Source organism: Streptomyces phyllanthi, from assembly GCF_009377205.1.
In the GTDB taxonomy this organism is placed as follows: Bacteria; Actinomycetota; Actinomycetes; order Streptomycetales; family Streptomycetaceae; genus Streptomyces; species Streptomyces phyllanthi.
In genome coordinates, this window is record NZ_VJZE01000569.1 from 1 (window position 1) to 5038 (window position 5038).

Here is a 5038-nt window from a genome sequence, read left to right on the forward strand (position 1 = left end):
GCACGGCAGGGGGCGCGTAGGGTCGTCATCATGAGTACGACAGGCGCGACCGCCGATCCGCTCGCGGCCCTGGGGGCGCTCCCCGGTGTGGCCGAATCCGTGGAGTCCGTGCGCAAGGCCGTGGACCGGGTCTACGGACACCGGATCATGCGCCGCCGCAGCAACGAGATCACCTCCGAGGCGGCGCTGCGCGGCTCGCGCGGTTCCGGCGCGCTGAGCGGCGCCGACTGGGCTCTCGAAGAGGTGCGCCGCCGCACGGACTTCAGCGGTGACGACGAGGCCCGGGTGATGGGCGCCGCCCTCAGGCTGACCGCCGAGGCGGGCCAACTGCTGTCCATCTGGCGGCAGTCGCCCCTTCGGGTACTGGCCCGGCTGCACCTGGTGGCGGGGGCAGGTAGTGACCCGCGCGTGGGGCGTCCGCGCCAGGACGGCGAGCCGGTCGACGAGCCGCTCGTCGAACTGCCGCTGCCGGACGCTGCTGAGGTCTCCGGCCGCCTCGACGGGCTCTCCGGGCTGATCATCGCGGGCAGTTCGGCCCCCGCCCTGGTGACCGCGGCCGTCGTCCACGGCGAACTGCTCGCCCTGCGTCCCTTCGGCTCCCACAACGGCCTCGTCGCGCGCGCGGCCGAACGTGTTGTCCTGGTGGGCAGCGGCCTCGACCCCAAGTCGGTCTGCCCGGCGGAGGTCGGCCACGCCGAACTCGGTCGCGCGGCCTATGTCGCCGCCCTCGAGGGCTATGTCTCCGGAACCCCTGAGGGGGTGGCCGCCTGGATCGCCCACTGCGGCAGGGCGGTGGAACTCGGGGCCCGGGAGTCGACGGCGGTGTGCGAGGCGCTGCAACGCGGGGCGGCGTGACCTCGGCGCCCCCAGCGCCTTCGCTCAGCAGAAAGGGCCCTCCGAGGAGGGCCCTGAACAGGGTTGCGGCGGTACGAGTACTCGTACCGCCGCTGGCATGTTCACCGGGTTACCAAGCGTCCTCGATATATCGCCCATCAGGTCGGGAACTTGGCCCGTCACCTGGTGCGGCTGGCCCGTAATCGACGGGTCGACGTCGCGTGGGTGCCCAATGTTCATGCTCGGTCCGTGGGGCCAAAATGCGGTATTAAAGGCGTTCCTTTCGGATGTCCTTTGGTCTCGCGGGCCGTTGACTCCTTTGTACTCCAGGACCCGGGCAAGCGGAACCCCCGGATGCGCTTCTTTACTTTTACCTTCAAAGAGGATTGAAACGGGCGTCTCTATGCCGGTCGACGACAGCCGACCGACGGCATGCCGGCCGGTGATCAGGTGGCCGGTGATCGGGTGGCCCGTGATCAGGTGGCGGCCGGCCGGCGTCGGCTCGCGTACCAGACGAGCCCAGCCGTCGCGGCCGCGGCGCCTATGGCCGCGGCCGCGACGAGCGCGGGGCGCGGCGGCACGGACAGCCGCTGCTTCAGCCGTACCGGGTGGTGGAAGTCCAGGATCGGCCACCCGCGCGCGAGTGCCTCGCGGCGCAGCGCGCGGTCCGGGTTCACCGCGTACGGGTGTCCGACGGTCTGCAGCATCGGCAGATCCGTCGCGGAGTCGCTGTAGGCGTAGCAGCGCGAGAGGTCGTACCCCTCGGACTCGGCCAGCTCCTTGATCGCCTCTGCCTTGGTCGGGCCGTAGGCGTAGTACTCCACCTCGCCCGTGAAGCAGCCGTCGTCGCCCACGACCATGCGGGTGGCCACCACGCGGTCCGCCCCGAGGAGCTCGCCGATGGGCTCGACCACCTCGGCGCCGGACGTGGAGACGATGACGACGTCGCGCCCGGCGGTGTGGTGCTCCTCGATGAGGGAGGCCGCCTCGTCGTAGATGATCGGGTCGATCAGGTCATGAAGGGTCTCGGCGACGATCTCCTTCACCTGTTGGACGTTCCAGCCGCGGCACAGCGCGGACAGGTACTTGCGCATGCGCTCCATCTGGTCGTGGTCGGCGCCGCCCGCGAGGAAGACGAACTGGGCATATGCGGTACGCAAGGCGGCTCTGCGGTTGATCAGACCACCCTGGTAGAACGACTTGCTGAAGGTGAGCGTGCTCGACTTCGCAATGACCGTCTTGTCCAGGTCAAAGAAGGCCGCTGTGCGAGGCAAGGAGTGGTTTTCCACGAGCCCGAGCATATGCGCCCGCCATTCGGGCTAGTGTGGGGCGCGTGGGTTTGCCTCAGAGGGCTCTCGGGTACACCATGGAAGTCACGGATCGTTCGCGACCGTGCTAACCCGGCCCGACTCCTCCCCCCCCGAGTCGGCCGTGGGGACGACCCCCGCTCTCCCCCCCGGCGGGGGTCGTCGCATGTCCGGGTGGGTTTTCCTCTCTTCTTCCCTGACCGTCCGGCCGTCTCGGGCCGGTGCGGCCACTCCTCGGCTTCCGCACATGATTCGTCACGCTGCGTAGCCGTCGCGCTGCGCTGAGGGGATCATCCACAGGTCGCCTGTATGGGTGATGGCGATATCCACAACCACTGGGTTGTCCACAGTTATCCACCAAGATCCACACGATTTCCCGGATCGCTGCACCGTGATTCCCACGCGCTCCGACCGCGGCGAGTTCATGGCCGGTTCGGTTTGTCGGTGCGCGTTTGGCCGGTTCCTATCGGCCGTTCATTTGAAGGCCGGTCGCCGGTACTGCGCACGGGCCTTCAGCACGGGCGGGATTCGCGGGGCCGCAGAGGGCGCCGCGGGCACCGCGCAAAGCAGCGAAGGGGGCTGGATCGTGGCGGGAGCCGTCGTGAACGACCTGCCGCCCGCCGCCGAAGGGCGGCAGGGCAGGCCGTTGATCGTCACTGAGGACGTGGAACTGCTGGACGACCTGCTGCGCCTGTGCGCGGCCGCGGGCGCCAGACCCGAGGTCCACCACGGGGTGCCGCAGGGCAGGGGCAGCTGGGAGGCGGCGCCGCTCGTCCTCGTCGGCGACGACGCCGTACGGCGTGTACGAGGCGCCGTGCGCAGACGAGGCGTGGTGCTGGTCGGCCGGGACCAGGACGACTCCGGGGTCTGGCGGCGGGCGGTGGAGATCGGCGCGGACCACGTGCTGATGCTGCCGGACGGCGAGCAGTGGCTCGTCGACCGCATCGCCGACGTCGCCGAGGGGGTGGGCAGACCGGCCCTGACCGTCGGCGTGATCGGTGGCCGGGGCGGTGCCGGGGCGTCCACGCTGGCCTGCGCGCTGGCGGTCACCTCCGCTCGGCAGGGCAGGCGCACCCTCCTGGTGGACGCGGATCCGCTGGGCGGCGGACTCGATGTCCTGCTGGGTGGCGAGGCGGCCGAGGGGCTGCGCTGGCCGGCGTTCGCCGCCTCGCGCGGCCGGGTCGGCGGCGGGGCACTGGAGGAGTCGCTGCCCGAACTGCACTCCCTCAGAGTGCTCAGCTGGGACCGAGGTGACGCGGTCGCCATCCCGCCCCAGGCCGTACGAGCCGTCCTCGCCGCCGGCCGGCGGCGAGGCGGAGCGGTGGTCGTGGATCTGCCGCGCAGGATCGACGAGGGCGTCGCCGAGGCCCTCGCCCAGGTCGACGTCGGCCTGCTGGTCGTCCCCGCCGAACTTCGCGCGATCGCCGCGTCCGCGCGCGTGGCCTCCGCCTTCGGGATGGTCCTGCGCGATCTGCGGGTGACGGTACGGGGCCCGTACGCGCCGGGGCTGGACGACAGCGAGGTGGCACGCCTGCTCGGGCTGCCGCTGGTCGGCGAGGTGCCCGTGGAGACCGGCCTCCTGGACGGCGGCGCGCCCCCGGGAGGGGCTGCCCGTGGGCAGCTCGCGCGCTTCTGCACGGGCTTCTGGGACCGGGCGCTGGCCGGGGGTGAGGTCGTATGAGCGGCTGGGATCCGGCGGTGGGGACCGACTGCGGCTTGCTGAACGAGGTACGGCGGTGGCTCGCCGAGAACGGCTCGGAACCGACCCCCGCGCGCGTGGCACAGGCACTTCGTGAGCGGGGCAGGGTGCTCGGGGACGCCGAGGTCCTGGGCGCGGCCGAGCGGTTGCGCTCCGAGTTGGTCGGCAGCGGGCCACTCGAACCGCTGCTCGCCGATCCCTCGGTCACCGACGTCCTGGTGTCGGCGCCCGACCGGGTGTGGGTCGACCGGGGCGGCGGCCTGGAGCTGACGGCGGTGTCCTTCCCGGACGCGGCAGCCGTGCGGCGGCTGGCGCAGCGCCTGGCGGCGGTGGCCGGCCGCAGACTCGACGACGCCCGCCCATGGGTGGACGCACGGCTCCCGGACGGCACACGCCTGCACGCGGTGCTGCCGCCGGTGGCCGTGGGCTCCACCTGTCTGTCCCTCCGGGTCGTACGGCCGCGGGCGTTCACCCTCGGCGAACTGGTGGCGGCGGGGACGGTGCCGCCGGGCGGGGAGGGGGTGCTGCGGGCCCTGATCGCCTCCCGCCTGTCGTATGTGATCAGCGGGGGCACCGGTACGGGGAAGACCACGCTGCTGAGCGCGCTGCTGGGGCTCGTCGACCCCGGCGAGCGGATCGTGCTCGCCGAGGACTCGGCGGAGCTGCGCCCCGCCCACCCGCACGTGGTGCGCCTGGAGGGGAGACCCGCCAACCAGGAGGGTGCGGGACTCGTCGATCTCCAGGACCTGGTGCGGCAGGCGCTGCGGATGAGGCCCGATCGGCTGGTCGTCGGCGAGGTGCGCGGATCCGAGGTCGTGTCGCTGCTGGCTGCCCTCAACACGGGCCACGAGGGCGGCTGCGGGACCCTGCACGCCAACGCGGCGGCCCAGGTGCCCGCCCGGCTGGAAGCGCTCGGTACGGCCGCCGGGCTCGATCGGGCGGCCCTGCACAGCCAGGTGGCGGCCGCGCTCTCGGTGGTCCTTCATCTGGTCCGTGACCACGGTGGCAGACGCCGGATCTCCGAGGTGCATGTGCTGGAGCGGGACCCCTCGGGGCTGGTGGTGACGGTGCCCGCGCTGCGGTGGGGCGTCGAGGCGTTCGCGTACGAGCGGGGCTGGGAGCGGCTGCGGGGGCTGCTTCAGGAAGGGAGCGGAGCGCTGTGACGGGGGTCGACGAGATGTCGGCGGCCGGGGTGACC

Annotated in this window: 4 protein-coding genes; 3 read left to right on the forward strand and 1 reads right to left on the reverse strand. The window is 72.2% G+C overall.

The genetic code is table 11. The features are described 5' to 3' along the window. Nucleotides 1-30 precede the first annotated feature (30 nt). Nucleotides 31-855, forward strand: coding sequence for a Fic family protein (locus tag FNH04_RS41015; protein WP_152791273.1), 825 nt, complete (start codon nt 31-33; stop codon nt 853-855). Nucleotides 856-1310: 455 nt separating this feature from the next. Here FNH04_RS41015 and FNH04_RS41020 read toward each other — a convergent pair whose 3' ends face one another. Continuing rightward, nucleotides 1311-2135 carry an HAD family hydrolase gene (locus FNH04_RS41020; RefSeq protein WP_152791274.1) on the reverse strand — a complete coding sequence of 275 codons (825 nt, stop codon included), beginning with the start codon at nt 2133-2135 and terminating at the stop codon, nt 1311-1313. 592 nt (nt 2136-2727) lie between these two features. Between FNH04_RS41020 and ssd the strand changes: the two genes are divergently transcribed. Beyond that, on the forward strand, nt 2728-3822 hold the full coding sequence (ssd, locus tag FNH04_RS41025) for a septum site-determining protein Ssd (RefSeq protein ID WP_322725345.1): 1095 nt from the start codon (nt 2728-2730) through the stop codon (nt 3820-3822). Then, nucleotides 3819-5003, forward strand: a complete 1185-nt coding sequence (locus tag FNH04_RS41030; RefSeq protein WP_152791275.1) for a TadA family conjugal transfer-associated ATPase — start codon at nt 3819-3821, stop codon at nt 5001-5003. Before ssd ends, FNH04_RS41030 begins: the two co-directional genes overlap by 4 nt. Nucleotides 5004-5038: the final 35 nt, after the last annotated feature.